Origin of the sequence: Mesorhizobium sp. L-8-10, assembly GCF_016756635.1 — a bacterium.
Classification (GTDB): Bacteria; Pseudomonadota; Alphaproteobacteria; order Rhizobiales; family Rhizobiaceae.
Window position 1 is genome coordinate 6,145,017 of the sequence record NZ_AP023263.1, and the last position, 25,184, is coordinate 6,170,200.

At 65.6% G+C, this 25,184-nt stretch carries 27 protein-coding genes and 1 pseudogene; 12 read left to right on the forward strand and 16 right to left on the reverse strand.

The genetic code is table 11. The features are described 5' to 3' along the window. Nucleotides 1-189: 189 nt before the first annotated feature. Together JN280_RS28800 and JN280_RS28805 are read left to right on the forward strand one after the other, a co-directional pair. Nucleotides 190-759: a putative glycolipid-binding domain-containing protein gene (locus tag JN280_RS28800; protein WP_202307387.1), complete on the forward strand. Its 570-nt coding sequence runs from the start codon at nt 190-192 to the stop codon at nt 757-759. Nucleotides 760-898: 139 nt separating this feature from the next. Next, a complete protein-coding gene (locus JN280_RS28805) occupies nt 899-3,127 on the forward strand; it encodes an AMP-binding protein (RefSeq protein ID WP_202307388.1) in 2,229 nt (742 codons plus the stop codon). A 122-nt stretch (nt 3,128-3,249) separates the two neighbouring features. Here the strand turns inward: JN280_RS28805 and pssA are convergent, their stop codons facing one another. The 5 genes from pssA to JN280_RS28830 form a co-directional block, all read right to left on the reverse strand. Further along, nucleotides 3,250-4,101, reverse strand: a complete 852-nt coding sequence (gene pssA, locus JN280_RS28810) for a CDP-diacylglycerol--serine O-phosphatidyltransferase (protein ID WP_202307389.1) — start codon at nt 4,099-4,101, stop codon at nt 3,250-3,252. Nucleotides 4,102-4,105: 4 nt separating this feature from the next. Further along, the gene (locus JN280_RS28815; protein ID WP_202307390.1) at nt 4,106-4,804 is read right to left on the reverse strand and encodes a phosphatidylserine decarboxylase; all 699 of its coding nucleotides are present in this window, start codon (nt 4,802-4,804) and stop codon (nt 4,106-4,108) included. A 247-nt stretch (nt 4,805-5,051) separates the two neighbouring features. Next, nucleotides 5,052-6,932, reverse strand: coding sequence for an ABCB family ABC transporter ATP-binding protein/permease (locus tag JN280_RS28820; RefSeq protein WP_202315348.1), 1,881 nt, complete (start codon nt 6,930-6,932; stop codon nt 5,052-5,054). Nucleotides 6,933-6,951: 19 nt separating this feature from the next. Next, complete coding sequence (locus JN280_RS28825) at nt 6,952-7,323, reverse strand: ArsR/SmtB family transcription factor (RefSeq protein WP_202307391.1); 372 nt, start codon at nt 7,321-7,323, stop codon at nt 6,952-6,954. A gap of 42 nt (nt 7,324-7,365) precedes the next feature. Next, nucleotides 7,366-8,862, reverse strand: a complete 1,497-nt coding sequence (locus JN280_RS28830; protein ID WP_202307392.1) for an Ig-like domain-containing protein — start codon at nt 8,860-8,862, stop codon at nt 7,366-7,368. A 152-nt stretch (nt 8,863-9,014) separates the two neighbouring features. Here JN280_RS28830 and JN280_RS28835 point away from each other — a divergent pair, with 152 nt between their 5' ends. Further along, complete coding sequence (locus tag JN280_RS28835) at nt 9,015-9,626, forward strand: LOG family protein (protein WP_202307393.1); 612 nt, start codon at nt 9,015-9,017, stop codon at nt 9,624-9,626. A 12-nt stretch (nt 9,627-9,638) separates the two neighbouring features. On the opposite strand, the gene rarD is transcribed toward JN280_RS28835, so the two are convergent. The 9 genes and pseudogenes from rarD to cysS form a co-directional block, all read right to left on the reverse strand. Next, nucleotides 9,639-10,547 (reverse strand): EamA family transporter RarD, encoded by a 909-nt coding sequence (gene rarD / locus JN280_RS28840; RefSeq protein WP_202307394.1) that lies wholly within the window; start codon nt 10,545-10,547, stop codon nt 9,639-9,641. Nucleotides 10,548-10,669: 122 nt separating this feature from the next. After that, nucleotides 10,670-10,801 carry an urea carboxylase-associated family protein gene (locus JN280_RS39620; protein ID WP_244742209.1) on the reverse strand — a complete coding sequence of 44 codons (132 nt, stop codon included), beginning with the start codon at nt 10,799-10,801 and terminating at the stop codon, nt 10,670-10,672. Then, a complete protein-coding gene (cimA, locus tag JN280_RS28845; protein ID WP_202307396.1) occupies nt 10,798-12,414 on the reverse strand; it encodes a citramalate synthase in 1,617 nt (538 codons plus the stop codon). Before cimA ends, JN280_RS39620 begins: the two co-directional genes overlap by 4 nt. A gap of 49 nt (nt 12,415-12,463) precedes the next feature. After that, nucleotides 12,464-12,598: pseudogene (locus JN280_RS28850) on the reverse strand (prolyl aminopeptidase); the annotation flags it as partial. Nucleotides 12,599-12,612: 14 nt separating this feature from the next. Continuing rightward, a complete protein-coding gene (locus tag JN280_RS28855; protein WP_202307398.1) occupies nt 12,613-13,089 on the reverse strand; it encodes a GFA family protein in 477 nt (158 codons plus the stop codon). Next, nucleotides 13,086-13,577: a GFA family protein gene (locus tag JN280_RS28860; RefSeq protein ID WP_202307400.1), complete on the reverse strand. Its 492-nt coding sequence runs from the start codon at nt 13,575-13,577 to the stop codon at nt 13,086-13,088. The genes JN280_RS28855 and JN280_RS28860 overlap by 4 nt, the downstream gene beginning before the upstream one ends. 13 nt (nt 13,578-13,590) lie before the next feature. Next, entirely contained in the window at nt 13,591-13,974 is a 384-nt protein-coding gene (locus JN280_RS28865; protein WP_202307402.1) for a VOC family protein, read from the reverse strand. Next, nucleotides 13,971-14,363 carry an endonuclease domain-containing protein gene (locus tag JN280_RS28870; protein ID WP_202307404.1) on the reverse strand — a complete coding sequence of 131 codons (393 nt, stop codon included), beginning with the start codon at nt 14,361-14,363 and terminating at the stop codon, nt 13,971-13,973. Before JN280_RS28870 ends, JN280_RS28865 begins: the two co-directional genes overlap by 4 nt. A gap of 229 nt (nt 14,364-14,592) precedes the next feature. After that, on the reverse strand, nt 14,593-16,089 hold the full coding sequence (gene cysS, locus JN280_RS28875; protein WP_202307406.1) for a cysteine--tRNA ligase: 1,497 nt from the start codon (nt 16,087-16,089) through the stop codon (nt 14,593-14,595). A 407-nt stretch (nt 16,090-16,496) separates the two neighbouring features. On the opposite strand from cysS, the gene JN280_RS28880 reads away from it, so the two are divergent. Beyond that, a complete protein-coding gene (locus tag JN280_RS28880; protein ID WP_202307408.1) occupies nt 16,497-16,637 on the forward strand; it encodes a transcriptional regulator in 141 nt (46 codons plus the stop codon). A gap of 57 nt (nt 16,638-16,694) precedes the next feature. Here the strand turns inward: JN280_RS28880 and JN280_RS28885 are convergent, their stop codons facing one another. Beyond that, the gene (locus tag JN280_RS28885; protein WP_202307409.1) at nt 16,695-17,468 is read right to left on the reverse strand and encodes an SOS response-associated peptidase; all 774 of its coding nucleotides are present in this window, start codon (nt 17,466-17,468) and stop codon (nt 16,695-16,697) included. 168 nt (nt 17,469-17,636) lie between these two features. Between JN280_RS28885 and JN280_RS28890 the strand changes: the two genes are divergently transcribed. The 4 genes from JN280_RS28890 to JN280_RS28905 all read left to right on the forward strand — a co-directional run bounded on the left by JN280_RS28890 (nt 17,637) and on the right by JN280_RS28905 (nt 19,799). Then, on the forward strand, nt 17,637-18,050 hold the full coding sequence (locus tag JN280_RS28890) for an NUDIX hydrolase (RefSeq protein ID WP_202307410.1): 414 nt from the start codon (nt 17,637-17,639) through the stop codon (nt 18,048-18,050). A gap of 87 nt (nt 18,051-18,137) precedes the next feature. Continuing rightward, the gene (locus JN280_RS28895; protein ID WP_202307411.1) at nt 18,138-18,515 is read left to right on the forward strand and encodes a TIGR02301 family protein; all 378 of its coding nucleotides are present in this window, start codon (nt 18,138-18,140) and stop codon (nt 18,513-18,515) included. Nucleotides 18,516-18,653: 138 nt separating this feature from the next. Continuing rightward, nucleotides 18,654-18,911: a hypothetical protein gene (locus JN280_RS28900; protein ID WP_202307412.1), complete on the forward strand. Its 258-nt coding sequence runs from the start codon at nt 18,654-18,656 to the stop codon at nt 18,909-18,911. Between the two features lie 78 nt (nt 18,912-18,989). Next, complete coding sequence (locus tag JN280_RS28905; protein WP_244742214.1) at nt 18,990-19,799, forward strand: hypothetical protein; 810 nt, start codon at nt 18,990-18,992, stop codon at nt 19,797-19,799. Nucleotides 19,800-20,022: 223 nt separating this feature from the next. Here JN280_RS28905 and JN280_RS28910 read toward each other — a convergent pair whose 3' ends face one another. Beyond that, nucleotides 20,023-21,348, reverse strand: coding sequence for a dihydroorotase (locus JN280_RS28910; RefSeq protein ID WP_202307413.1), 1,326 nt, complete (start codon nt 21,346-21,348; stop codon nt 20,023-20,025). 103 nt (nt 21,349-21,451) lie between these two features. On the opposite strand from JN280_RS28910, the gene ygfZ reads away from it, so the two are divergent. The 4 genes from ygfZ (at nt 21,452) to JN280_RS28930 (ending at nt 25,123) form a co-directional block, all read left to right on the forward strand. Then, entirely contained in the window at nt 21,452-22,327 is an 876-nt protein-coding gene (gene ygfZ, locus JN280_RS28915) for a CAF17-like 4Fe-4S cluster assembly/insertion protein YgfZ (RefSeq protein ID WP_202307414.1), read from the forward strand. Continuing rightward, a complete protein-coding gene (locus JN280_RS28920) occupies nt 22,324-22,941 on the forward strand; it encodes a YfbR-like 5'-deoxynucleotidase (RefSeq protein ID WP_244743624.1) in 618 nt (205 codons plus the stop codon). The genes ygfZ and JN280_RS28920 overlap by 4 nt, the downstream gene beginning before the upstream one ends. Before the next feature lie 161 nt (nt 22,942-23,102). After that, complete coding sequence (locus JN280_RS28925) at nt 23,103-24,293, forward strand: MFS transporter (protein ID WP_202307417.1); 1,191 nt, start codon at nt 23,103-23,105, stop codon at nt 24,291-24,293. 221 nt (nt 24,294-24,514) lie between these two features. Then, the gene (locus JN280_RS28930; RefSeq protein WP_202307419.1) at nt 24,515-25,123 is read left to right on the forward strand and encodes a YkoF family thiamine/hydroxymethylpyrimidine-binding protein; all 609 of its coding nucleotides are present in this window, start codon (nt 24,515-24,517) and stop codon (nt 25,121-25,123) included. Nucleotides 25,124-25,184: the final 61 nt, after the last annotated feature.

Below are 25,184 nucleotides of genomic sequence, written 5' to 3' on the forward strand. Positions count from 1 at the left end.
GCCGCGCGTTACGGGGGCTGGACGGGTCGTCCCCCCACCCCCCTTACCCCCTCAGACCCGTCCCTTCACTTGGGCCGGTCCGTAAGGGCCGGCTTCTTCTTTTCGATGTTGCCCCGGTCGCCTGACGACGGCATTGTCGTCGGCGGTTTCAGGGGAGAACCCAACGGAAACGCAAGGGGCAGAAGAGCGATGACGGTCGCCGCGATCCTTTGGGAGAGGCTGGACGTGGAAGGCCACGATACCTGCCGTCTGTCGAAACTGGCAGATGGCTGGAGGCTCGACGGCCGCGCAGTGTTCCGCGAGGGTGGCCGGCCCTGCAGCCTGAGCTACGAGGTCACATGCGACACCGGCTGGCGAACCCGCTCGGCACTGGTCACCGGCTCGCTCGGCGCGCAGGATCTCCGCTTCGAGATCGCCCCCTCCGGCAGTGGCGGATGGAGCCTGAACGGCATCGAGCAGTTGCGCCTCGCCGGGCTCATCGACGTCGACCTGGGGTTCACGCCGGCGACCAACCTCCTGCCGCTCAACCGCCATGCGCTGGCCGTCGGCGACGGAACAAGGCCTTCACCGGCCGTCTATCTCGAATTTCCCGAAGCGCGGCTCGACTACCTGGAGCAGACCTATGAGCGGCTCGGCGAGACCCGCTACCGCTACACATCTCCAGCCTACGGCTATGACGAGACGCTCGAAGTTTCCGACTTCGGCTTCGTAACGGACTATCCCGGGCTGTGGCAAGGCAAACTCTGGCTTCCCGACTGACGCCCTCGTCGTATGGCTTCGGGGCCAGACTGCGTGCCGGTCACGCAAACTCGCATTGACCTTCGGGCTACTTCCGTTACCCTTTCGATCGAAGCGATCAAATCAAGAATCGCGAAAGTGGTAGGCAGGGAGGTGCGGCATGATCCTGATCGTCGCTCTGCTCCTCGGTGTGGTGGCCGCCTATCTGGCGATCGCCGCCGTCGAGATGCTGCGGCTCGGCATCGGCTTTCGGCAAGCGCTTTTTTATGTGCCGTTCAAGCTCGCATACCCTATCGCCGACCGTCGGATCCGGATCGCGCGCGAAGCCAAGCCACCTGTCATCTATGCGATCGTCCATCAGTCCCGCATCGATCCGGCGCTCATGCTGGCGCTTCTGCCGCAGGACACGCTCCATATCCTCGATCCCGAATCTGCAGCGGCAGGCTGGCTGGAACCGTGGCGGGAGCTCGCCCGCACGATCGCCTTCAATGCCGAGCATGTGTTCGTCAGCCGCCGGCTGGTGCGACATCTCAGGGGCAAGGGACGACTGGCGGTCTACTTCCCCGACGCTGTAGAGCCGGACATGAAGGCGTTTCGTCTCTACCGGGCGGTGGCGCGGATCGCGACCAAGGCAGATGCACGGATCGTCCCGATTTTCATCGGTGGAGCACGCCACCTGCCCTTCTCCTTCACACCGGCGGAGAAGGCGCCGCGCCACTGGTTCCCGCGCCTTACGCCCGTCGCGCTCGAGCCCGTCAGCCTCGCTGAACTGGTAGAAAGGCCAGACGGCCAGCAGACGACCGCCGCCAACGCCCTTTTCGATCGGACCGCCGACGCACGCCTGGCCGCGACGGACTCCTTCCGCAGTCTGTTTCTGGCCATACGTGACGCCGCTTTCCGGTTCGGTGCTGGCAGGATCGTCGTCGAGGACGCCGTCGCTGGCGCCCTCACCTATAAGCGGCTCTTCATCGAGGCGCGTCTGATCGGCCAACGCATCACCTCCGCCTCGGCGCCTGGCGAAGCGATCGGGGTGATGCTGCCCAACGCCAACGCCCTGGTCGCGTCACTCGTCGGCCTCTTTTCCGCCAGTCGCGTCGCCGCGGTCATCAACTACACGGCCGGCCCGGCAAACGTGACGGCGGCGGTCCGCACGGCGCACATCCGAACCGTCGTCTCGTCGCGCGCCTTCGTCCAGAAGGCCGGGCTCGCCGACATCGTCGAAGCCGCCGAACAGGGCGGCGCGAAGTTCGTCTGGCTCGAGGACGTCAGCACGAGTGCCACAATGGCGGAAAAGCTCGGAGCGGCCTTACTGTGGCGCCGGCCGCTCGCGGCGCAGGACGCCGCCAAGCCTGCCGTCATCCTCTTCACCTCAGGCACCGAAGGCACGCCGAAAGCGGTGGTGCTTTCCCACCGCAACCTCGTCGCCAATGCGATGCAGGCCGAGGCACGCATCGCCTTCTCGCCGCGCGATACTCTTCTCAACGTGCTGCCGGCTTTCCATTCCTTCGGCCTCACCGGCGGCACGCTTCTTCCGCTCCTGACCGGCGTCAGACTCTTCCTTTACCCGTCCCCGCTCCACTACAAGCTCATTCCGGGCATCGCCGCCAAGGTTCGCCCGACGGTCCTGTTCGGCACCGACACCTTCCTGGCGGGGTATGCGCGGACGGCCGACGACAACGATTTCTCGAGCCTCAGGCTGGTGGTCGCCGGCGCCGAGCCGGTGCGCCAAGAGACGCGGCGCACCTGGCGCGAGCGTTTCGGAGCGGAGATCGTCGAAGGTTATGGGCTCACGGAAGCGGCTCCGGTCGTAGCGGTCAACACGGCGATCCACAATCGCGACGGCACGGTGGGACGCCTGCTGCCCGGTATGCAGCTCAGGGTGGAGCCGGTCGAGGGAATAGCCGAGGGCGGGCGGCTCTGGATCACCGGGCCCAACGTGATGATCGGCTACATGACGGCCGACGCGCCGGGCGAGATCCAGCCTGTCGACGCGGCGTGGTACGACACCGGAGACATCGTGTCGACCGATCGCGAGGGCTTCATCACCATCAAGGGACGCGCACGACGCTTCGCCAAGGTCGCCGGCGAGATGGTGTCGCTCGGCGCCGTGGAGATGCTCGCCCAGGCCCTCTGGCCCGAGGATCGGCACGCCGTCGTCGCGGTGCCCGACCGGCGTCGCGGCGAACGGATCGTTCTTGTCACGACCGCCGAGGAGGCCGCGCCCGAAGCACTCGTCCAGCACGGGCGAAATGTCGGCGCCAACGCCCTGATGGTTCCCCAGGACATCGTGAAGGTCGACGAGGTTCCTTTGCTCGGCTCGGGCAAGACCGACTATCCCTCTGCCCGGCGCCTCGCGGTCGAAAGGCTCGGTCTCGACAAGGCGGCGTAGAGGGCCGCGCCTGGTGCTTCATGCCAACGACCGATGCCATCGACCGCTGGAGCGCGACTGCGAAGCCCGCAATACGCAGCATCCGCGCTCATTGGACGTGTCCGCATCCAGTGCCGTTGGCATCAATCGGACTTGGTGCCGTCCTCCGTGTCGGCGTCGGGAACGACCTTTTCAGTCCCTTTCTCAGCCTCCTGCCGAGCCTTGCGGGCATAGGCGCCCGCGCTGAAGGGCAGGAAGACCAGATAGGCGGCCACCGAAGCCGTCAGCGTGTACCAGGGATAGGCCGACAGAAGAAGGACGTAAGCCACCACGCCGAAGATCAGCGGCATCACCATGTCGCGGCGCACGCGCAGCCCTAGCTTCTTGCCGGAATAGACCGGCACCCGGCTGATCAGCAGGATTGCGATGAGGATCGTGTAGCCGACGCCGGCAAAGGCGAAGCCCGGACCGGGCTCGACGCCGAGAAAACCGAGATAGGCCGGCAGCATGACGAGTGCGGCTCCCGCCGGTGCCGGCACCCCGACAAAATAGTCGGCCTGCCAGGCCGGGCGTTCCTCGTCGCCCAGAAGCACGTTGAAGCGCGCGAGCCGCAATCCGCAGGCGATCGCGAAGAGCAGCGCCGCGATCCAGCCCGGCGAACCGGCCTGGTCGAGCAGGTAGGCATAAAGAACGAGTGCCGGCGCGACACCGAAATTGACGATGTCGGCGAGCGAATCCATCTCGGCCCCGAATTTCGAGGATGCCTTCAGCGCGCGCGCCACGCGCCCGTCGATACCGTCGAGGAAGGCGGCGATGAGGACCATGACCACGGCCGTCTGGAAACGACCCTCGAACGCCATGCGCACACCGGTCAGGCCCGCGCAGATGGCCAACACCGTGATGAGGTTCGGGATGATCAGCCGGAGCGGTATCTCGTGGATGCGCGGACCGCCCTGGCCATGCGGCTGGAAGGGCTTGAAACCTTGGGTTGCCATGGACCTAGGAGATCCGGACCAGCGGCGCCGCGGCATTGCCGCCGAACTCGGCGATCACCGTTTCCCCACCCACCGCGGTCTGGCCGATGGCGACGCGCGGCGCAGCCTGTGCCGGCAGGAACACGTCGACTCGCGAGCCGAAGCGGATGAGGCCGAAACGCTCGCCGACGCCGATATTGCTGCCGGCGTCGGCCCAGCAGACGATCCGGCGCGCCACAAGCCCGGCGATCTGGACCGCCGCGATCGTGCCGTTCGGACTGTCGATGACGAGGCCGTTGCGCTCGTTCTCGGCGCTTGCCTTGTCAAGCTCGGCATTCAGGAACTTGCCCGGCCGATGCTCGATCCTGGTGATGCGGCCGCGAACCGGCGCGCGGTTCACATGGCAGGAGAAGACATTCATGAAGATCGAGATGCGGGTCATCTCGCCCGAGCCCATGCCGAGTTCGCGCGGCGGCACGGCCGGCCCTACCGCCGACACCACGCCGTCCGCCGGGCTGATGACCAGGCGGTCGTCGACCGGGGTGACCCGCTCGGGATCGCGGAAGAAATAGACGCACCAGGCCGTGAGGATGAGCCCGATCCAGAACAGCGTGTAGGACAGCAGCGCCAGCACCAGCGTCGCCGCAGCAAAGGCCGCGATGAATGGATAGCCCTCGCGATGGATCGGCACGAAGGCGTTGCGGATCGTGTCGGCTATGCTCATGGCCGGCTCCATTTCGAATTCGCGCCTGCTTAACCGATATGCCTGCCCGCCGCAACGCGCCGTCGTCCCGGACCGGCGCTCCGCGACCCATGCCAATAGGCCTGATTGCCGACACATTCAGGCGCCGCGGGTGCTGACCCATCCAGGCGGCCCCAGCCGCGCACGGCCCATTCGGCCGCTTGGCATTCGCGCCACCAGGGTGGGCCACGCCGTTGTGTTCGACGCTCGATCTTATCGGCCGTTGACGTCAGACCTCGGCCGTGCGGCGGCGCACAACCACGCCGAGCTCGTCGGCCTCGCGCGCAACCCTCAGGCGCTCCTCCGCCTCCGTCGCCTCGCGCTGCCGGTCCCACATGGCCGCATAGAGTTTTTTCTGGCGCAACAGGCTCTGATGTGTGCCGCGCTCGGCGATCACACCCTCCCGCAGCACGATGATCTCATCGGCACCGATCACGGTGGACAATCTGTGGGCAATGACGATCGTCGTGCGTCCACGACTGACCAGGTCCAGGGCGGTCTGAATCTCCTGCTCGGTGTGCGTGTCCAGCGCCGAGGTGGCCTCGTCGAGGACCAGGATCGGCGGCGCCTTCAGGATGGTGCGCGCAATCGCCACGCGCTGCTTCTCGCCGCCCGAAAGCTTCAGCCCGCGTTCGCCCACCATCGACTTGTAGCCCTCGGGCAGCTTCTCGATGAAACCGGAGATTTGGGCGAGTTCCGATGCCCTGCGCATATCCGTCTCGTCGGCGTCCGGCCGACCATAGCGAATGTTGTAGGCGATGGTGTCGTTGAACAGCACCGTATCCTGCGGGACCATGCCGATTGCCGTGCGCAGGCTGTGCTGCGTGACCTCGCGTATGTCCTGGCCGTCGACCAGGATCGCCCCCTTCTGCGTGTCGTAGAAGCGGAACAGGAGCCGCGAGATTGTGGACTTTCCGGCGCCCGACGGCCCGACGATGGCGATCGTCTTGCCCGCCGGAATGCTGAATGAGACGCCCTTGAGGATCGGCCGCTCCGGATCGTAGGCGAAATGCACGTCGCGGAACTCCACCGTGCCCTGGATCACGCTCAGCGGTTTGGCATCCGGCCGGTCGGTCACTTCCTGCGGGACATCGAGCAGGTCGAACATCTGCTCGATGTCGGTGAGCGCCTGGCGGATCTCACGATAGATGAAACCGATGAAGTTTAGCGGCACCGAGAGCTGCATCAGCATGGCGTTAATGAAGACGAAGTCGCCGACGGTCTGGGTTCCGGCCTGCACCTCCAGTGCGGACATGACCATCATGACGGTCATGCCGATGCCGAAGATGAGGCCCTGGCCGAAGTTCAGCCAGCCGAGCGACGTCCAGGTCTTGGTCGCCGCGATCTCGTAGCGCGCCATCGACCGGTCGAAGCGCTCGGCCTCCATGCGTTCGTTGTTAAAGTATTTTACCGTTTCGAAGTTGAGCAGGGAATCGATGGCTTTGGTGTTGGCATCGGTATCGGAATCGTTCATCTCGCGCCGGATCGAGATGCGCCAGTCGCTCGCCCGAACGGTGAACCAGGTGTAGACCCATACCGTCGTCGCCACGACCAAGACATAGAGCCAGCCATAGGCCACCGCGAAGATCGCGGCGGTCAGCACGAATTCCAGCACGGTCGGCGCAGTATTGAGGATGGTGAAGCGTACGATCGTCTCGATGCCCTTGGTGCCGCGCTCTATGATCCGCGACAGGCCGCCGGTGCGCCGCTCGAGATGGAAGCGCAGGGACAGATCATGCATATGGACGAAGGTCTTGTAGGCGAGTTGGCGGACCGCATGCTGCCCGACCCGGGCAAACAGCGCGTCGCGGAGCTGATTGAGCCCCCATTGCACAAGGCGCACGACATTATAGGCGATGACGAGCATGACCGGCGCCAGCAGAAACGCCGGCAGCGGCGGGGTTGTCTTGCCGTCATGCGCCAGGGCGTCGGTCGCCCATTTGAAGAAATAGGGCACGATGACGAGGATGATCTTCGCGGCGATCAGGAAGAAGGTTGCCCAGACCACCCGCGCCTTCAGGTCGGCACGATCCGCCGGCCACATATAGGGCCAGAGATTGACGACGGTCTTGAGGGTCGAGCCGGAGTCGGCTGAGACGGTCTTTGCCACGCGGCGTTTCCTCGGATTCTTATTGCTCTTCCGGGCTGCCGTCCGTCCCGGACCGCCCGCAGTTCCATTGCCCGGAACAGCAGGAATCGAGCAGCCCCGCGATCGCCCTCGACAATATCGCCACCGCCTCCCGGTCGACCGCATAGAGCGAGCGCTGGCGGTCGACCGCGTGACGCACCAGCCCGGCGGAGACCAGCACCTTCAAATGCTGGGAAACGGTCGACTGTGCGAGGTCGAGGGACTCGACAACCTCCTTGCAGCAGCAGCCACCCGAGGCGGAGAGCCGCCGCAGAATCTCGATACGGGCCGGATGCGACAATGCGCCGAGCTTGACCGCAAGCCGGTCAGCACCCGGTTCTTCGGGTTGGGGTGAGGTTGCTGCCTGCGCCATCGTCCATCGCCGATATACGATGAACGATGGCGATGCAACTGGTTATTGGGCCTTGGGAACGGCCGTTGCCGCCGTGTCGGCCGCTCCCGGCTTCGACGTCATCTGCTCGCCCATCGCTTTCATGTCGGCGGCCTCGCCTTCCTCGGTCTTGTGGGGCACCGAGAAGACCTGGCCCGGCCATATGCGGTCGGGATTGGAGATCTGGTCCTGATTGGCGAGATAGATGGTGGAATAACGCACGCCGCGACCGTAGACGCGCCGGGAGATGCGCCACAGCGTATCGCCACGACGGATGATGACGGCACTTTCGACGGCCTGGAGCTTGGGAGCCGTCACGTCGGGCGGATTGGCCGCGATTTCCGTGGCGGCCTTGCGCTGCTCCGCGGAGGCGACCGCCGGTTCGGACGGCGTATTTGCCGGTTTTTCGCCGGCCTGCGCGTCAGGTTTTTCGGGAGCGGCTGCTTTTTCAGGAACAGCCGCGGGGGCGGCGGGCTCGGGCGAAGCGGATTGCGCCGGTGCGGGCGAGGCCACCGCGGCGATCGCCTCGCCGGGCTCGCGTTCGAACGGCACCGCGGCACGGGCAACGATCTGCAGACCGTCGGCGCCGAGCACATCGGCACGGATGATATAGCTGCCGACCGGAAGGTCGCGCTCCGCCTCGACCAGGAAACGGCCATTGGCGTCGGTCTTCGCCTCCCCAAGCAGGATCTCGTCGGCATAGACACGAACCCTCTGGCCCGGCTGTGCCATGCCGGCGACAAACACCTTCTTTCCTTCGATCTCGACGGCCTGGACGGCGATCGACGGCTTGGCAGGCGCGGCCGTCGCTGCCGGTTCGGCGGGTTTCGGAGCGGCCGGTTCGGCTTCCACAGGCGACTGAACTGCGGCCGGAGGCTGCGCAGGTTCGGTGGCGGCAGCCGGAGCCGGCCCGGCGGGCGCAGGTTGCGGCGTCGTGATGATCTGGGAAGGCTTGCCGGGTTGCTCGACCATGGCCAGTACCGGACCGCCTGGCGCCTTCGGGATCGACACGACCGCGGTCTCGGCCGAAGGGACGGCGGCTCCCGCCGGGGGTGTCGCGCGCAAGGTGAGCTGATAGTCCCCAGGCGCCAGGGGCTTGTCGAGCACGATAGCAAAATCGCCGCTGGCATCGGCCTTTGCGCCACCGATGACGCCGCCACCGGCCTGAAGGTCGACCTGCGCCTCGGGCGCGGCCTTGCCCGCGATCACCACCGACCCGTCGGGCTCCACCCGGACGATGTCGAAGGACGGCACGGCCGGCCCTTGCGAGTCGGGGGGAGCGGGAGCCGCCGCCTCGAGCGCCGGCGCGACTGTTCCGGCAGACGGCATCGCGGGCTCGGCGCCGGGAAGGCGCTCGGCTTTCGGGGCTGCGGCGTCCGGCTGCGTTCCCGGTAGTGCGGCGACCACGGCCGGGGGCGGAACAAGAAGAGAATCCAACGCTCCCGATACATAGGCCGCCCCCGCGACGGCGGCCGCGCCGCCCGCCAGGAACAGGATCGCCTTGAGCGGATTAACGACCATCTACCTTTTTCGCCCCTTTAGCCAACTTCCATCGGTCTATCCCCTTTTCCGGAAACCGACAAGAAACCCAACAAGGGCTCTTGACCCCGGAAAAAGATGAACTCAGATGGACCAATCCGCTACAGTCACGTAGGCAGAGCTCGTCCAGTTGCATGAACACGATACGATCCATCTGTGTCTATTGCGGCTCCTCGCCCGGCCGTGACGACATCTATATCCGGTCCGGGCAGGAACTCGGGCGGTCCATCGCCGGTGCCGGGCTCCGTCTCGTCTATGGCGGCGGCACGAAGGGCATCATGGGCGCGGTTTCGGACAGCGCCATCCGGGCCGGCGGCAAGGTGACCGGCATTATCCCGCGTTTCCTCATGAGCAAGGAAGCGACCGAATCCGCCCTGGGACGCCTCGACGAACTCGTCGTCACCGAGAACATGCACGAGCGCAAGCATATGATGTTCGAGAAATCCGACGCTTTCGTGGCCTTGCCGGGCGGCATCGGAACGGTCGAGGAGATCGTCGAGATCATGACCTGGGGGCAGCTCGGCCATCATCGCAAGCCGATCGTCTTCGTCAATGTCCGCGGCTTCTGGGATCCGATGCTGGCGCTGCTCGACCACATGCGGGAGGCCGGCTTCATCCACAGCGGCCATCTGGTGGATCCGCTGGTCATCGACGAGCCGGGGGCGGTCGTCGCCGCCGTCCTGGCCGAAGCCGTGGCCGACGGCGTGCCTTCGAGCGGTGTGGCCACCGTCATCGACAAATTGTGACGGCGGCCGCGATCAAGCCGCCTTGAGCCCGCGCAGCATCGTCCAGCTATAGATCGCCAGGGCCGCCCAGATCAGCCCGAAAGCGACTGCGCGCACGCCGCCGAAGGGCTCGCCGAACACGAAGACCGCGATCAGAAGCACAATCGAGGGGCCGATATACTGCATGATCCCGATGGTCGAGAAACGCAGCAGCTTGGCGCCGAACGCATAAAGCAGCAGCGGGATGGACGTGATCGGACCGCAGAGCATCAGCAGCACCATGTCGCCCGGCGCCGAGGCGACGAAATGGCTCTCGCCGTTGAACTGCAGCCAGGCGATATAGCCAAGCGCCGGCAGGCAAAGGATCAGCACTTCGAGGAAGAATCCCTGGCTCGGACCGATCGGCAACGTCTTCCTCAGGAAGCCGTAGACGGCGAAGGATAGCGCCAGAGCCAGCGAAACCCATGGCAGGCCGCCGGCATAAACGGTCATGATGACGACCGCCAGCGCCGCCAGCCCGACCGCCAGCACCTGCGGACGGCTCAGCCGCTCCCCGAGAAGCATCGCGCCCATGAGCACGCTGACCAGCGGGTTGATGTAATAGCCCAGCGCCGTCTCGACCGCCCGGTCGACGGCGATCGCCCAGACATAGATGCCCCAGTTGAAGGTGATCAGCGACGCTGTCACTGCGGCCATCAGCAGCGTCCGACCGGAGCGCAGCGCTGCCTTGAGGTCGGCGGTGCGTCCGAGCAGCAGGAGCACCAGCCCGGCGATCGGCACCGACCAGATGATGCGGTGGGCGACCACCTCGGTGGCGGGAATATGCGCCACCGCCTTCATGAAGATCGGCTGGACGCCCCAGAAAGTATAGGCGCCGAGAGCGAAGAAGAAGCCGCGCGTTGCCGCTTGCGCGTCATGTTCCGATAAGGTCTGGACAGTCATGCGGCTCCTATGCGCCCGCCGCGCGCCGAGCACCACACAAAATTTGTGATGGTTCAGCGCAATCCGGTTGATGGCTCAACGAGTTTACCTGCCCAGGCTGATGGCCCAGGCAGGCGGAAGCCTCAGGCCTGCCCGGATGCCGCGATTATCCCGGCACGCCGGTTCGGGTCCGTGATGCGTATCCGGTCGCCACGTTTCGCCGTCACGACCAGTCCCGATTGCGCCGGAACGAGATAGTGCTTGGCGTCGGTCATTCCGCCGCCACCAGCCCCGCCATCTCGCGGTTCTTCATCAGCTTGTAGACGATCGAATCCATCAGCGCCTGGAACGAGGCATCGATGATGTTGTCGGAGACGCCGACCGTCGACCAGCGCGCGCCGGTCGAATCGTGCGATTCGATCAGGACCCGGGTCACCGCCTCGGTGCCGCCGTTGAGGATACGCACCTTGTAGTCGACCAGCGTCAGGTCGCCGATCTCGTTCTGGAATTTGCCCAGATCCTTGCGCAGCGCGATATCGAGCGCGTTGACGGGGCCATGGCCTTCGGCGACCGACATCTTCTCCTCGCCGTCGACGAGCACCTTCACGATCGCTTCGGATACGGTCTTCAAATGCCCGTTGGCGTCGAAGCGTCGCTCGACCATGCAGCGGAACGAGGTGACGCGGAAGAATTCGGGCACGGTGTGCAGCATCCGGCGCGCCAGGAGCTCGAAGCTCGCATCCGCCCCCTCATAGGCATAACCTTCGGCCTCGCGCTCCTTGACCAGCGCGATCAACGCGTCGAGCCGGCGGTCGTCGCGTGGCACGTCGATGCCGCGACGCTTCAGCTCAGCGATGAAGTTCGCCTTGCCGCCCTGGTCCGACACCATCACCTTGCGCCGGTTGCCTACGGTTTCGGGCGGAACATGCTCGTAGGTCCTGGGTTCTTTGATCAGCGCCGACGCATGGATGCCCGCCTTGGTGGCGAAGGCGGACGAACCGACATAGGGTGCTTGCTGTTCCGGGGCCCGGTTCAGCAATTCGTCGAAGGCACGCGACAGGCGCGAGATGCCGGCCAGTGCGTCGAGCGACACCCCTGTCTCGAAACGATCGGCAAAGGCCGGCTTCAACAGAAGCGTCGGCACGATCGTCACGAGGTTGGCATTGCCGCAACGCTCGCCGATGCCGTTCAGCGTCCCCTGGATCTGCCGCACCCCGGCTTCCACCGCGGCCAGCGAGTTGGCCACCGCCTGGCCGGTGTCGTCATGGGCATGGATGCCGAGATGGTCGCCCGGTATGCCTGCCGCAATGACCTTCTCGACGATCGCGCTGATCTCGGAAGGCTGGGTCCCGCCATTGGTGTCGCACAGCACCACCCAGCGCGCGCCGGAGGCATAGGCGGCCTCGGCGCAGGCGAGTGCGTAGCCCGGATTGGCCTTGAAGCCATCGAAGAAATGCTCGCAGTCGACCAGCGCCTCCTTGCCGGCGGCGCGCACCGCCTCGACCGAGGCGCCGATGGCGTCGAGGTTCTCCTGCTCGGTGCAGCCGAGCGCGACGTGGACATGATAGTCCCAGCTCTTGGCGACAAAGCAGACGGCATCCGACTTGGCCTGGATGAGCGCAGCAAGGCCAGGGTCGTTCGAAGCTGACACCCCGACGCGCTTGGTCATCCCAAAGGCGACGAAACGGGCGGCAGCCGTCCGCTTCTCGCTGAAGAAGGCGGTATCGGTCGGGTTGGCGCCAGGATAGCCGCCCTCGACATAGTCGAGGCCGAACTCGTCGAGCAGTCTGGCGACGGCGATCTTGTCCTCGACCGAGAAGTCGATGCCTGGCGTCTGCTGGCCGTCGCGCAGCGTGGTGTCGAAAAGATAGAGACGTTCGCGTTTCATGGCATGGGCAATGTTGGAACACTTCCTCTGGATTGCATCAGTTCTTGCCTCAGAACCTGTCCGTCGCGCGGATGAGCCGATCGAGGATCCCCGGCTCGGAACAGGCGTGACCGGCCCCCTCGATCGGATGTAGCCCGGAGCCGGGACATGCCTTGTGCAGTTCCCAAGCGTAGCAAGCCGGGCACGACTGCCGCCCACTCATAGTTTCAAGCCTTGTGCCGGCCATTGTGCCGTATCGCGATCGGGATGCTGGAAGGAGATGATCGTCTCCTGCCTGGTGTAATAGTCGGGATCGTCATGCACCGGCACTTCAAAGATCTTCTCCACCCATGGCAGGCGCGCGGCATAGTTGACCTGGATCTGCGGCGCCAGGTCGGAGCGGTCGTCGAAAGCGCCGATCGCGATCTCTAGGCCACCCGGGTGGCGATAGGTCAGCGGCGTCCCGCAGCGCGGGCAGAAGCCGCGATCGATATTGACCGAGGACTGGAAATAGGTCGGCTCTTCGCGCGGCCACTCGACGCCTCCCGTCGGCGCAGTCACCAGCGCCGAAAAGAACGAGCCGAACTGCTTCTGGCACATCCTGCAGTGGCAGATCGAAGACCTGCCGAGCGCGCCCTGGATGCGAAAGCGCACGGCGCCGCACTGGCAGCCGCCGGTTCGAATGGTCTCGGTCATGATCTCTCCTCGGGCGGCCAGGTTTCGGTGTCGTGGTCGGGATGCTGGTAGGAGACGAGATCGGCAAGGAACGGCGCCGAGGTGATGTCGGCCATGGTTTCTTCGCCGGGCAGTTCATATATGCGGTCCACATAGGGAAGCTTCGCCTCGACGCCCCACTGGATGACCGGTGCGATCGTCTCGGGATGGTCGAAAGATGCAATGGCCATCGCGATCCCGTCCGGCGCTTCGTAGCACAGCGGCGTGCCGCAGTCGCCGCAGAAGCCACGCCAGGCATGGTTGGACGAGCGGAACTTCCTGGGCTCTCCCCGGGTCCAACTGAGCTTAGCTCCGCGCACCGAGACGAGCGGCAAGTAGAAATTTCCGCTTGCCTTCTGGCACATGCGGCAGTGGCAGATCGAGGCGTCGCCCAGGGCGCCTTCGATGTGGAACCGCACCGCTCCGCATTGGCAGCCGCCCGAATAGACCGGCTTGTTGTCGAGGCTCATCGTCGTCTCCCCCTCACTCCGATGCGTGACAGACGGCTTCGACATTGTTGCCGTCGGGATCGAAGACGAAGGCGCCATAATAGTTGGCGTGGTAGTGCGGGCGTAGCCCCGGCGCGCCGTTGTCCTTGCCGCCGGCCGCGAGTGCGGCCGCGTGGAAGGCATCGACCTCGGCACGGCTCCGCGCCGTGAATGCGTAGTGGCGGCCGGGGCCGGTCGGCGTCGCCTCATGCAGCCAGAACACCGGCCGGTCGCGGCCATAGCCACCGACCTTGACTCCACCCGTGTACTCGGCCGGAACCATATGGAGCAATGAAGCGCCAAGCGGTGCCATCGCCTTGTCGTAGAAGGTTTTCGAGGCCTCGAAGTCGGAAACGCTGATGCCGAGGTGATCGATCATGCTGCTGCCTCCTTACCAAGGCCGGGCTCATCGCGCCCGGCCGAAACCACGATATGTTGGCATACACCGTCAATGTCGCGAAGGATGTCGTCGTTCCAGAAGCGCAGGACAGTCCAACCGAGAGACTGAAGCTTTGCGTCGCGGATTCGGTCCGCTTCGGCCTGCCCTGCTTCCCCGTGATGAGAGCCGTCGATCTCGATAACGAGCTTTTTCTCCGGGCAGGCAAAATCGACGATGTACCCTGATATCGGCAACTGCCGCCTGAAGCCGAGCCCCATCAGCCGGTGAGCGCGGATTTCATTCCAGAGCTTTAGCTCTGCTTCTGTCATGGATTTGCGCATTTTTCGCGCGAGACGTCGGTGGGTATCGGGGACGGACGCGTGGTTCATGAAACCGATCCCCGCTTCTCGTGTCGGCGAGGTCCGTTACCCCCCTCTGCCCTGCCGGGCATCTCCCCCTCAAGGGGGGAGATTGGCCGGCCGCAATGCCCGCCCTCACTGTAGGCAAGCTGCAAATAGCACCAGCGTTTCCAATGAGAGCTGGCGATAGCCACAGCCAATCTCCCCCCTTGAGGGGGAGATGCCCGGCAGGGCAGAGGGGGGTGAACCACCGCCAATGTCACCGCTTCATCTCCCAGGTCGTCACCCGCGCACCGGTTGCGGGATCCTTGCCGTCCTTCAGCTGGATGCCCTGCGCCAGAAGCTCGTCGCGCACGCGGTCGGCGGCCGGCCAGTCCTTCGCGGCGATATGGGCCAGCCGCGTCGCGATCTGCGCCTCGATCGCCTGACGATCGACGCCGGCATTCGCCGCCTTGCCGGCGGTCCAGGCACTCTCGGTCTGGCCGAGCAGGCCGAGCAGCGCGGCACTGCGTTTGAGGGCCTGCTTCGCGCCGAGTGATCCCTTCGAAGCTTCGGCGCGCAGTTCGTGCAAACCCGCGATCGCCTTCGACGTGTTGAGGTCGTCGAGCAGCGCATCGACCGTTTCGGCGCATGACACGTCGCCGGCATCGACGTCCCCGACGGCGCGATACCAGCCATCCAGCGTCCGCTCGGCTTCCATGAGCGCGTTGGCCGTAAAGTCGATTGGCTGCCGGTAATGCGTCGTCAGCATGGCGAGCCGCAGCACCTCCCCCGGCCACCGGCGGCCGCCGAACGTATCGGTGCGCAGCAACTCGTTGATGGTGACGAAATTGCCGAGGCTCTTCGACATCTTCTGGCCCTCGACCTGCAGGAAGCCGTTGTGCATCCAGACATTGGCCATGCGCTCGGAACCGAAGGCGCAGCAGGACTGTGCGATCTCGTTCTCGTGGTGCGGAAAGACGAGATCGATGCCGCCGGCATGAATGTCGAAGGTGTTCTTCAGGGGATCATCGCATTGCAGGCCGCCGCCGAAGGGTTCGAGCAGCTTGGCCATCGACATGGCCGAGCACTCGATGTGCCAGCCCGGCCGACCGTCAACCTCTATGCCGGCAGGCGACGGCCATCCAGGCTCTCCGGGCCTGGACGGCTTCCACAGCACGAAATCCATCTCGTCGCGCTTGTAGGAGGCGACGTCGACACGTGCCCCGGCCAGCATCTCGTCGAGCGATCGTTTGGCGAGTGCCCCATAACGCGGCCCGGACCGCCTGTTCATTTCGGAAGGCGAGAACAGCACATGGTCCTCGGCGACATAGGCCACACCGCGCGCGACCAGCCGCTCGATCATCGCCCGCATCTCGGCGATATGCTCCGTTGCGCGCGGTTCGTGCGTGGGCGGCAGGCAGTTCAGCGCCGCGACGTCCTCGTGGAACTGCCGCGCGGTCTTCTCAGTCACCTGCCGGATCGCCTCGTTCAGCGGCAGGCCCGGAAAGTCACGCGCGGCGCGCGCGTTGATCTTGTCGTCGACGTCGGTGATGTTGCGGACATAGGTCACGTGGTCCGCGCCGTAGAGGTGCCGCAAGAGGCGGAACAGCACGTCGAAGACGATCACCGGTCGGGCATTGCCGATATGGGCGAAGTCGTAGACCGTCGGGCCGCAGACATAGAGCCGGACATTGCGGACGTCGATCGGGGCGAAGTCCTCCTTCGCGCGCGTCAGCGTATTGTAGAGCCGCAGTCCCGTGGATGCTTCCGACATATGTTCTCCAAGCCCTCGTGCAGCCCTGCGCCTCGGGACGCATGACTCCTGTGGAAACCTTTCGCGGCGCACCGCTGGCCGGGGCGTTTGCTTGTCTTTTCTTGAAAGAGGGCGAAAACGTCCGGACCAGCGAGAGCGCTAGCCGATAATGCAAATGCCGGGAATGGCAAAAAACGTTTTCATGGCCGGCTTTATCGCTCTACGCCGGGCAGTGCGTCAAGCCGCAATTTCACAGCCGCAATTTCACTGGCCCCGTCTCGGGGGAACCTATCGGCTAAGATTTTATTAAACATATCTGTACGAACGAAACGGGACGAAGATGAAGATATCGGTCCGATGTCACGATTTGGTCGAAATCGATCACCATCTGCACTCCCATGACCCAGACTTACCTTAGGGAAGAGACAATGACTCGCACCAAAAGCGAAGCAGAACGAGCCCGCAGCCAGTACGCCGCCCTCACCAAGCACTATCGCGCGATCGGCCCGGCAGCGATCGTGGCCGCGCTGCTGCACACTAAGAAGCGCAAGCCGAACAAGGCGGCCTGACGCCAAGCCATAGCCCCGCTTTTGACGGCACCGGCGGGTTTGGCTATCGGCCTGCGATCAGAACAACGACATCTGATCGCCTGAAGCGGACTTCTGCGCTCTTGCGGGTTTTGCCCGCGCCTCGCTCTCCAGGAGCACCGGGTCGACGCGCTCCTGTATGTCGGGGCTGGTGTTGGCCACCTTGTTCACCCGGTCGGAAACCGGCACGGCCTCGAAGAAATCCGGTTCGGCCGGCCGCAACAGGTCCGCCACGTCGCGCGGCTCCCGGGTGCGGCAATCCAGCCATCGCGAGAAATCCTCCGGCCTGACGATGACAGGCATACGGTCATGGATGTGACTGACGTCGCTGTTGGCCGATGTCGTCAGTATCGCGCCCGTGTCGATCTCGGAGCCGCCGGGCTCACTCCACGTCTCCATCAGCCCGGCAAAGGCGACGATACCGCCCGCCTTCGGCCGTATCCAGTAAGCTTGCGCCAAGCGCGGGCCGCTGCGCTTCCATTCGTAGAAGCCCGATGCCGGGATGAGCACCCGGCGGTGACGCATCGCCACCTTGAACGATGCCTTCTCGGCCGCGCTCTCCGATCGCGCATTGAGCAGCAAGGGAAATTCCTTCGGATCCTTCACCCAGGCAGGGATCAGCCCCCAGCGCACCAGCAGGGCGCGCCGGTCCGGCAGGTTCGAACCCGGCGCGCGCGGTTCGCCGGCGATCACAGTCAGAATCGGCTGCGTCGGCGCGATGTTGTAGCGGGCGGGGAAATCCTCCAGATCGGCCAAGCCGGCGAAGGCGGCCGTCTGGTCCGGCGAGGCGGTGAGAGCGAAGCGTCCGCACATGGTTCGCGCCTGTCCTTGCAGAGTGGGAGGAGATTCGGGGCGGACGGCGCATGCGCCCGACAACGGCATGGTGGCGCGCGACCGCGCGCTTCGCAACATCCCGCCGTCGCATCTCGTCCGGGTGAGGACCGCCTTCCACAAGAAAGCGCCCCGCGCTATCCAGACCTCATGGACGAACAGGAGATTCCGGCCGTCTCGGTGGCAGTACGTCGCGGCAACACCGTCCTTCTGGTGAAGCGCGGGCGCGAGCCCTCGCGCGGCTACTACGCCTTTCCGGGCGGACGCGTCGAAACGGGCGAGGACGCCGAGCAGGCCGCTCGCCGGGAACTGCTGGAGGAGACCGGCCTCGACGTCGGGGATCTCGCGCCGGTTCGGGAGTACCGGGTCGGCGGCACCAAGGACGGCCGTGCCATGCGCTACCGGCTCATGGTCTTCTCCGGCGTTCACAAGGGGGGCGAGGCCGTGGCCGGCGACGACGCTGACGAGGCGGGCTGGTACGACCTGGACGCGATGCGCGGCATGCTGCTGTCGGATTTCGTGTTCGACGTCGCACGGGAGGTCCTGTCCGGCCGAAGCCGATAGGCGACGCCGGGCACGGGATTTCCTGGCAGATTGCGGGATCCCGGCAAATTGCCTTGCAGGCGACAAGATCATTGGCCACAAGGCCTTATGAGCCGCATCGCAATCGCCGCCTTCGCCCTAGTCATGCTCGGCGCGCCGAACGTCTCGGCGCAGGCGCCCGCGGCCGTGTCGCCCTTCGAGGCACAATTGATGCGGCTGGCAGAGGTGTTGGGCTCGCTCCACTATCTGCGCAATCTTTGCGGCGAGAAGGGCAATCAATGGCGCGACGAGATGGAGAAGCTGCTGGCCGCCGAGAATCCCGAGCCTACGCGGCGGGCGCGCTTCATCGCCAGCTTCAACCGCGGCTACCGTTCCTTCGACGGCATCTATGTGAACTGCACTGCCTCGGCGACGGAGGCGATCGGGCGCTACATGAAGGAGGGTGAGGCGCTCAGCAGGGACATCGCGTCCCGATTCGGCAATTAGGAACCTGTTAACTTTTTTCCCGATGGACAGCGCACAATCGCGATCCGGTGTGTTAGAAAGCCTTAATGGGACATTAACAGGGACGACTCAAGTTGATCCGAATTGTCCGGATCGCCGCTTGAAAGGGTGGAAGGCAAGATGGAACAAGGCTTCAGCGACATCGACGCCCTGGTGCGCGAAGAAAAACGGTTGACTGCCGTCGAGAGCCACAACGAAGCCTGGGCCGAGGGGCTTTCAGCCGGCATCGAGCCCGAGATCATCGCCGAGGCGGCCCTGGCCACCGCTTTCGGCGAGTTGCTGCGCTCCAGCGGCGAGGGTGCTGCCCTCGCGCTTCTCGATCGCATGCGCGAAAAGGTCGTCGCCGGAGAATTCGAGCCGCTGCTGCGGCGTCATTGACACACCTGCTTTCCGGTTTTTCATGTATATGATCCTGCGACAGGGCGCAGACCGCCCTGCCCGACAGGTCGAGGAAGCATGGCAAGTCAGTCCCCCCAGAGATCATACGCCGGCGCACGACGCGCCGCGTTGCGCCTTCTGGCCGGCGCGTTTTTCCTTTCCGGCACGGTCGTTTGGGCCACCGCCCCGGCATCGGCGCTGAGCGAAATCAAGCAGGAACAGGCGACGCCTCCGCCTGCCGCCGAATCGGTCGAGCAGGAGCCGCTGCCGCCGGTCCATACCGTGCCCGACCCCGACCCGATCCAGACCACGCCGCAGGGGACCGACGAGCCTTCGCAACCCGCTGAAGAAGAGACCGTCCCCGGCGAGGACGAAAGCGGCGGCCAGATCGGCCGCCCGGTCATCGACCCCAATGCGCCGTTGCCCGAGATCATATACGACCTGAACCGCCTGCCGTCGCAGGTGAAGCGGATGCGCGAGCTGATCGTGGAGGCTGCCCAAAGCGGCAACATCGAGGCCCTGCGGCCGCTGATCGGCAACGGACCGGATGGCACTCAGATCGCGCTTGGCGGCGTCGACGGTGATCCGATCGAATTCCTGAAGGGCCTCTCCGGCGACGAGGAAGGCCAGGAGCTGCTCGCGATCCTTGAGGAGGTGCTGAACGCCGGCTATGTCCACCTCGACGCGGGCAAGCCGGGAGAGCTCTACGTCTGGCCGTATTTCATCGCCGTGCCGCTCGATCGCCTCGACGCACGCCAGAAGGTCGAGCTCTTCAAGATCGTGACGGCGGGCGACCTTGAAGACATGAAGACCTACGGGACCTATATCTTCTATCGCGTCGGCATCTCGCCGGAAGGCAAGTGGGAGTTTTTCGTCGCCGGCGACTGACGCCAACGGTCTATGAGATCGACCGTTGGAGCGCGCGACGGCTTGGCCCACGCCCTTCGGCGCATAGCCAAGCGCCCGGAAGGGCGGCGCTGGTGTTCGAGACGTCAGCAGCCACGCCCGGTGGATGTGTCGGCAGCCAGTGCCGTCGGTATCAGGCCCGCCCCTCGCTCCCTTCGTTGCCGCCTGTGGACAGGACGCAAGATGCGTCCCGTGTGACGGATGGCTACAGGGCCTCGGAGAACGCGACGGGTTCGCCCTGCTCTGCCTCGACGAGCTCGCCTTCCCACATCACCTGCTTGCCGCGAATGATGGTGCCGACTGGCCAGCCGGTGACTTGCCGGCCGTGATAAGGCGTCCAGCCGGCTTTGGAACCCGCCTGCTCGTTGAGGATCGTCGCGCGGCGCTTGAGGTCGACAACGGTGAAATCCGCGTCATACCCGGCAGCGATCCGTCCCTTGCGCGCCATGCCGAAAATCCGCTGCGGACCGTGGCTGGAGAGATCGACGAACCGCTCGAGAGAGAGTTTCCCGGTGTTGACATGGTCGAGCATGATCGGGACGAGCGTCTGCACGCCGGTCATGCCCGAAGGTGAGGCCGGATAGGGCTTGGCCTTTTCCTCCAGCGTATGCGGCGCATGGTCGGAGCCCAGCACGTCGACGATGCCCTGCGTCACGCCACGCCAGACGCCGTCGCGATGGCGCGCCGCGCGCACCGGCGGGTTCATCTGGATCAGGTTGCCGAGCGTGGCGTAATCGTCGGCGCTCAGCGTCAGATGGTGCGGCGTCGCCTCGCAGGTGGCGACGTCCTTATGCGCCTCGAGGAAATCGATCTCCTCAGCCGTCGAGATATGGAGCACGTGGATGCGCGCCCGCGCCTTCCGCGCCACGGCGATCAGGCGCTGCGTGCACTGCAGCGCGGCGATCTCGTCGCGCCAGACCGGGTGGCTTGACGGATCGCCCTCCACCCGCTCGCCCAGCCGCTCGCGCAGGCGGAACTCGTCTTCGGAATGGAAAGCGGCGCGACGGCGCGTCTTGCTGAGGATCGAATAGACGCCGTCGTCGTCCTCGACGAGGAGGTCGCCGGTCGACGAACCCATGAATATCTTGATGCCGGCTGCGCCCGGCAGGCGTTCAAGTTCGCCCACGTCCCCCGCATTGTCCCGCGTGCCGCCAACCCAGAAGGCGAAATCGCAATGCATCCTGTGCCGGGCGCGGGCGACCTTGTCGGCCAGCGCCTCGGCGCTCGTGGTGAGCGGCTTGGTGTTCGGCATCTCGAACACGGCGGTAACGCCGCCCAGCACCGCGGCAAGCGAACCGGTCTGCAAGTCTTCCTTGTGCTCGAGGCCGGGCTCGCGGAAATGCACCTGGCTGTCGACGACACCCGGCAGGATATGCAGGCCCGTGCAGTCGATCGTCGTCCCGGCGGAGGCGCTGCGCAGTTCGCCGATCGCGGCGATCCTCCCGCCGACGACGCCGATGTCACGCGCGCCGCGGCCGTCATGGTTGACGACCGTGCCGCCCTTCAGGATCAGGTCGAATGTTGTCGCCATGACAGTGGTCCTTGCCGTTCGCCGGTCGGGCCGGTCCTTGCCGCCCCGCGCGGCAGGGCTTACGTAATGGCCAACCGATTTGCAAGATCAGGCCCCGCCAACGATGCCCACCGTCCAGCTCGACGACCGCGCCCTCGTCCTCGTCACCGACGACGATGCGGAGACGCTGCTCCAGAACATCATCACCACCGATATCTCCTCGCTGAAGACGGGCGAGGTCAAGCCCGGCGCCCTGCTCGCCCCGCAAGGCAAGATCCTCTTCGACTTCCTCGTCTCACGCGTCGATACGGGCTTCCGCCTCGACTGCCGGGCCGATGTCGCCGACGACCTGGTGAAGCGGCTGACCCTCTACCGCCTCCGGGCAAAGGCCAAGATAAAGAAGCAGGATCAAGCGCTTGTCGCCGTCTCGTGGGGCGATGATTCACGCTCCTCCCCTTCCGATTCAGCTTCTTCACGAAATGAATCAAGCTTGCTCGACACCCGCTTCCCGGAGGTCGACGTATCCCGGCACTACGGCAAGACGGCCGGAGGGTCGGACCGCGCGGAATGGGACGCATTGCGGGCCGCCCACGGGATCGCCGAAAGCGGCGCCGACTATGAACTCGGCGACGCCTTTCCCCACGACGTGCTTCTCGACCAGACCGGCGGCGTCGGCCTGGCCAAAGGCTGCTATGTCGGGCAGGAGGTCGTGTCGCGGATGCAGCATCGGGGTACGGCGCGACGGCGCGTGCTGATCGCGACGGGGCCGGCCGCACTTCCCGCCCCCGGCACCGAGATCCTCGCCAATGGCCGCCCGCTCGGTGCGCTCGGCACGGTCGCCGGCCGTACCGGCCTCGCCATCGTCCGGATCGATCGCGTCAAGGATGCGATGGCCGCGGGCAACCCGATCACCGCGGACGGGCTCGAGCTCGAGCTTGCGATCCCCTCCTGGGCGAAATTCACCTTCCCGGCGGACGCCGCGTCCGCGGAGGGCGCCTGATGGGAGACAGACCGGGGGCGCCGGCCAGGGCCTGGCAGCGCATGCTGTCCGGCCGCCGGCTCGATCTTCTGGACCCCTCGCCGCTCGACGTCGAGATCTCCGACATCGCGCACGGGCTGGCGCGCGTCTCGCGATGGAACGGGCAGACCCGCGGCGACCACGCCTTTTCCGTCGCGCAGCATTCGCTGCTGGTTGAGGAAATCCATTCGGCCATCAGCAAAGACATCCGGCCGGAAGCCCAGCTTGCCGCCCTGCTGCATGACGCCCCCGAATATGTGATCGGCGACATGATCTCGCCGTTCAAGTCGGTGATCGGAGGTGGCTACAAATCCTGTGAGGAGCGGCTGCAGCGCGCGATCCATATGCGTTTTTCGCTGCCTACAGCCTTGCCCGGCAAGCTCAAGCAGGAGATCAAGCGGGCCGACCAGATCGCTGCCTATTTCGAAGCCACCGAGCTTGCCGGCTTCTCGGTCGCCGAGGCGACCCAGTTCTTCGGACGCCCGCGCGGCATCGCGGCCGACCAGTTCGACCTGACGCCCAGACCGCCGAACGCAGTCCAGGGAACATTTCTCAAACGTTTCGCTGCGCTCGAGAAGGCGCGGGTGGCCGCGTAGCCGCGCCCGCTGCAGCGCATGGTCGGGGACACCGCCGCGCCCATTCATAGTGGACGAAGCCGGGGTCTTGTTGTCGCCTGGCCCAACAAGCGCGGCTTGACTTCGCGTCACCTCCCGTGCATTGCGCGCGCCCGCCTGTTGGCGGTCAAGGAGTGTGCGCCATGCAAAAGACCGGCGGCAGCCACGTGCCGGCCTTCGTGATGATCGTCTGCGGAACCGTCCTCGGGATCGCCGGCACCGATCTCGTGCTGCCCGCCGTGCCTGAGTTGCCGGAGGCTCTCGGCGGCACGCTCGAACGCTCCCAGTTGGTGCTCGCGGCTTTCGTCGCCGGCTCCGCCTTCGGTCTGCTCGTGTTCGGCTCGCTCGGCGCACGGTACGATCAGCGTGCGCTGCTGGTCGGTTCGCTGGTTGCCTACGGCGTGATTTCCGGCCTCGCCGGATTGAGCCCGTCACTGGAAGCCCTGATCGGCCTGCGCTTCCTGCAGGGCGCCGCGGGCTCGGCGGCGGCGGTCTTTGCGCCGGGGATCATCCGCGCGCTCTACGGCGACGAGCGCGCCGTCGGCGCTCTCGGCTTCCTCGGCAGCGTGGAAGCGCTGACGCCAGCACTCGCTCCGGTCGCCGGCCTGTGGCTGATCCGCCTGTTCGGCTGGAACGCCTCCTTCGGGGCGATTGCGCTCCTGGCTTTGCTGCTGGCCGGCGCGATCACCGCCTGGCATCGTCACATCCCCGCCGTGGTGAGCAGCCGCAAGGCCGGTGGATATGGCCACCTGCTGGCCGATCCGGTCTTCCTTCGCTACGCCGTGAGCCACGCCTTCACTCTGGGCGCTCTTCTCGTCGTCGTGTTCGGCGCGCCGACCGTGTTCGTCGCGGCCCTCGGCGCCACGCTTGCCGACTTCATCATCATGCAGATGACGGGGATCGCCACCTTTGTCGTGGCGGCCAACCTGGCCGGCCGCCTCGTTCGCCGCTTCGACGCAGAACGCTTGATATCGATGGGCACCCTGCTGTCGGCGGCGGGGGCGGTTGCCATGCTCGCCTATGCGCTTGCGGGCGGGGACGACACTCTGGTGGTCACGGCGCTCTTCATCCCGTTCAACACCGGTCTCGGGCTGCGCGGACCGCCCGGCTTTCACCTCGCCGTCGTTGCTGCGCGTGGCGACGATGCTCGCGGCGCCGCATTGGTGGTCGTGGCCATCCTCGTCACCACCGCCGTCGGCACCGCGGCGGTCGCTCCTTTCATCACGGCCGGCCTCATGCCGCTCGCCATGGGTGCCGCCGTGCTGGCACTTGCTTCGGTCGCTCTTGTGACCTTGCTGCCGAGCCTCGAACAGCAAGAAGGCAGCGGCGGCTGACTGCGCCTCGAAGGACGAAGGGGGCCGCTGCGAACCGGCGGCATCCTGGCCCGCAATTCGCGATCGACAGGCCCAATACGGGGCTTGCGTCGCGGGACGCCGCGGCATAGAGCTTACGTCGTTCGACAGGGGTGCTCCGTATTGCCGGGGCTGAGATGCGAGGCGGCATGCCTCCGGACCCTTCAGCTGATCTGGTTAATGCCAGCGGAGCGAGGCGGCCGATGTTCTCAGGTGCACAGCTATCCCTTTACCCGATGGCCGACGACTTCGTCGGCATCATCCTGGGCGCCATCAAGGCGCTTGAGCCCTATCGCCCGAACTTCAGGATCGAGACGGACGACGTCTCGACGCTCATCGTCGGGCCGCCCGAGCAGCTTTTCCCGGCCATGCGAGACCTCTTCGTCGCCGCAGCGTCTAGCGGCAAGCACTGCGTACTGTCGGCGACGGTCTCGCGCGGCTGTCCGGGCGAGCCGGACGATGCGATCTGCACGCCGCTCGTATCGGCCCCACCGGATTTGCCGCTGCGGGACCGGATCGAAGCGGCAGCCGCCGCGGTCCTCGCAGCGCAACCGACCGGCCAGCCCGTCGCGGCCCAGTTCTCGCTCTATCCCCTGGGCGCCGGCCATCACATGGACGAGATCTACGGCTGTATCGAATTCCTGAAATCCTCCGGCGTCTTCGACCGGTCGAAGAATTTCTGCACCAAGCTGCGCGGCGATGCCGGGCCGGTCTTCGCCACATTGGCCGAAGCCTTCCTGCGTTTCGGGGCGCCGCAGGGTCATGTGGCGCTCGACCTCACGGCCTCGGCGAACAGTCCCACTGTCGCCTGAACCGCATCGGGCGCGCGTCCTTCTGGATGCGCAAGGACGCTCCAACACTCCGAAACTCGAC

What these genes read in the sequence shown, in the direction of transcription:
- JN280_RS28800 (WP_202307387.1), top strand. Translation starts at nt 190, where the DNA reads ATGACGGTCGCCGCGATCCTTTGGGAGAGGCTGGACGTGGAAGGCCAC.
- JN280_RS28805 (WP_202307388.1), top strand. Translation starts at nt 899, where the DNA reads ATGATCCTGATCGTCGCTCTGCTCCTCGGTGTGGTGGCCGCCTATCTG.
- pssA (WP_202307389.1), bottom strand. Translation starts at nt 4,101, where the DNA reads ATGGCAACCCAAGGTTTCAAGCCCTTCCAGCCGCATGGCCAGGGCGGT.
- JN280_RS28815 (WP_202307390.1), bottom strand. Translation starts at nt 4,804, where the DNA reads ATGAGCATAGCCGACACGATCCGCAACGCCTTCGTGCCGATCCATCGC.
- JN280_RS28825 (WP_202307391.1), bottom strand. Translation starts at nt 7,323, where the DNA reads ATGGCGCAGGCAGCAACCTCACCCCAACCCGAAGAACCGGGTGCTGAC.
- JN280_RS28830 (WP_202307392.1), bottom strand. Translation starts at nt 8,862, where the DNA reads ATGGTCGTTAATCCGCTCAAGGCGATCCTGTTCCTGGCGGGCGGCGCG.
- JN280_RS28835 (WP_202307393.1), top strand. Translation starts at nt 9,015, where the DNA reads ATGAACACGATACGATCCATCTGTGTCTATTGCGGCTCCTCGCCCGGC.
- rarD (WP_202307394.1), bottom strand. Translation starts at nt 10,547, where the DNA reads ATGACTGTCCAGACCTTATCGGAACATGACGCGCAAGCGGCAACGCGC.
- JN280_RS39620 (WP_244742209.1), bottom strand. Translation starts at nt 10,801, where the DNA reads ATGACCGACGCCAAGCACTATCTCGTTCCGGCGCAATCGGGACTGGTC.
- cimA (WP_202307396.1), bottom strand. Translation starts at nt 12,414, where the DNA reads ATGAAACGCGAACGTCTCTATCTTTTCGACACCACGCTGCGCGACGGC.
- JN280_RS28855 (WP_202307398.1), bottom strand. Translation starts at nt 13,089, where the DNA reads ATGACCGAGACCATTCGAACCGGCGGCTGCCAGTGCGGCGCCGTGCGC.
- JN280_RS28860 (WP_202307400.1), bottom strand. Translation starts at nt 13,577, where the DNA reads ATGAGCCTCGACAACAAGCCGGTCTATTCGGGCGGCTGCCAATGCGGA.
- JN280_RS28865 (WP_202307402.1), bottom strand. Translation starts at nt 13,974, where the DNA reads ATGATCGATCACCTCGGCATCAGCGTTTCCGACTTCGAGGCCTCGAAA.
- JN280_RS28870 (WP_202307404.1), bottom strand. Translation starts at nt 14,363, where the DNA reads ATGAACCACGCGTCCGTCCCCGATACCCACCGACGTCTCGCGCGAAAA.
- cysS (WP_202307406.1), bottom strand. Translation starts at nt 16,089, where the DNA reads ATGTCGGAAGCATCCACGGGACTGCGGCTCTACAATACGCTGACGCGC.
- JN280_RS28880 (WP_202307408.1), top strand. Translation starts at nt 16,497, where the DNA reads ATGACTCGCACCAAAAGCGAAGCAGAACGAGCCCGCAGCCAGTACGCC.
- JN280_RS28885 (WP_202307409.1), bottom strand. Translation starts at nt 17,468, where the DNA reads ATGTGCGGACGCTTCGCTCTCACCGCCTCGCCGGACCAGACGGCCGCC.
- JN280_RS28890 (WP_202307410.1), top strand. Translation starts at nt 17,637, where the DNA reads ATGGACGAACAGGAGATTCCGGCCGTCTCGGTGGCAGTACGTCGCGGC.
- JN280_RS28895 (WP_202307411.1), top strand. Translation starts at nt 18,138, where the DNA reads ATGAGCCGCATCGCAATCGCCGCCTTCGCCCTAGTCATGCTCGGCGCG.
- JN280_RS28900 (WP_202307412.1), top strand. Translation starts at nt 18,654, where the DNA reads ATGGAACAAGGCTTCAGCGACATCGACGCCCTGGTGCGCGAAGAAAAA.
- JN280_RS28905 (WP_244742214.1), top strand. Translation starts at nt 18,990, where the DNA reads ATGGCAAGTCAGTCCCCCCAGAGATCATACGCCGGCGCACGACGCGCC.
- JN280_RS28910 (WP_202307413.1), bottom strand. Translation starts at nt 21,348, where the DNA reads ATGGCGACAACATTCGACCTGATCCTGAAGGGCGGCACGGTCGTCAAC.
- ygfZ (WP_202307414.1), top strand. Translation starts at nt 21,452, where the DNA reads ATGCCCACCGTCCAGCTCGACGACCGCGCCCTCGTCCTCGTCACCGAC.
- JN280_RS28925 (WP_202307417.1), top strand. Translation starts at nt 23,103, where the DNA reads ATGCAAAAGACCGGCGGCAGCCACGTGCCGGCCTTCGTGATGATCGTC.
- JN280_RS28930 (WP_202307419.1), top strand. Translation starts at nt 24,515, where the DNA reads ATGTTCTCAGGTGCACAGCTATCCCTTTACCCGATGGCCGACGACTTC.